Raw genomic sequence first — 527 nt, forward strand, 5'->3', positions numbered from 1 at the left:
ACGGTCCGCTGCAAATTCTACGGACTTGGTTCCGATGGTACGGTGGGTGCCAACAAAACCGCCATCAAGATCATTGGTGACCATACGGATCTTTTTGCTCAGGCATACTTTTCCTATGACTCCAAAAAATCCGGTGGCATCACCGTCAGCCATCTGCGTTTTGGCAAAACCCCCATCAAGTCTACCTATCTTGTTAACACCCCGGACTTTGTGGCCGTACATAAAGCCAATTATGTACAGCTGTATGATGTCCTGGATGGCATTATGGAAGGCGGCACCTTCCTGCTCAACACCCACTGGACAGCCGAAGAGCTGGAAAAGGAACTGCCTGCGGACATGCGCCGCACCATTGCAAAGAAAAACATCAGGGTCTACACCATTGATGCCGTAAAAATCGCCTCGGAAGTGGGCCTTGGCAACCGCATCAACATGGTCATGCAGACCGCCTTCTTCAAACTTTCCGGCGTACTGCCCTTTGAGGAGGCCATTGACCTTCTCAAAAAAGATATTGCCAAAACCTACGGCAA

1 protein-coding gene is annotated in these 527 nt (G+C 50.3%); it reads left to right on the forward strand.

All coding sequences use genetic code 11. The features are described from left to right. Window positions 1-527, forward strand: a 527-nt coding sequence (locus OOT00_RS16140; protein ID WP_265426450.1) for a 2-oxoacid:acceptor oxidoreductase family protein, incomplete at both ends; no start/stop codon positions are given.

Origin of the sequence: Desulfobotulus pelophilus (genome assembly GCF_026155325.1) — a bacterium.
Classification (GTDB): Bacteria; Desulfobacterota; Desulfobacteria; order Desulfobacterales; family ASO4-4; genus Desulfobotulus; species Desulfobotulus pelophilus.